The following is a 533-nucleotide window of genomic DNA, read 5'->3' as shown; positions in this document are numbered from 1 at the left end:
CAAGCTCGTTACTGAGGCTAAGGACAGTCCTGTCGAGACGGCCAAGACTGACGGCGAGGACGCCAAGCTCGTTACTGAGGCTAAGGACAGTCATCTCGAGACGGTCAAGACTGACGGCAAAGACGCCAAGCTCGTTACTGAGGCTAAGGACAGTCATCTCGAGACGGTCAAGACTGACGGCAAAGACGCCAAGCTCGTTACTGAGGCTAAGGACAGTCCTGTCGAGACGGCCAAGACTGACGGCGAGGACGCCAAGCTCGTTACTGAGGCTAAGGACAGTCATCTCGAGACGGTCAAGACTGACGGCAAAGACGCCAAGCTCGTTACTGAGGCTAAGGACAGTCCTGTCGAGACGGCCAAGACTGACGGCGAGGACGCCAAGCTCGTTACTGAGGCTAAGGACAGTCCTGTCGAGGTGGTCAAGACTGACGGCAAAGACGCCAAGCTCGTTACTGAGGCTAAGGACAGTCCTGTCGAGACGGCCAAGACTGACGGCGAGGACGCCAAGCTCGTTACTGAGGCTAAGGACAGTC

Annotated in this window: 1 protein-coding gene; it reads left to right on the top strand. The window is 57.0% G+C overall.

Features of this window, described 5'->3' with window-relative positions; genetic code table 11:
- Positions 1-533, top strand: a 533-nt coding sequence (locus AOA59_RS32475) for a hypothetical protein (protein ID WP_218212215.1), incomplete at both ends; no start/stop codon positions are given.

The sequence above is a fragment of the Pseudomonas sp. 2822-15 genome (assembly GCF_002742515.1).
Lineage (GTDB): Bacteria > Pseudomonadota > Gammaproteobacteria > Pseudomonadales > Pseudomonadaceae > Aquipseudomonas > Aquipseudomonas salomonii.
Note: the sequence above shows the minus strand (reverse complement) of the source record. Positions and strands in the feature narration are given on the sequence as shown.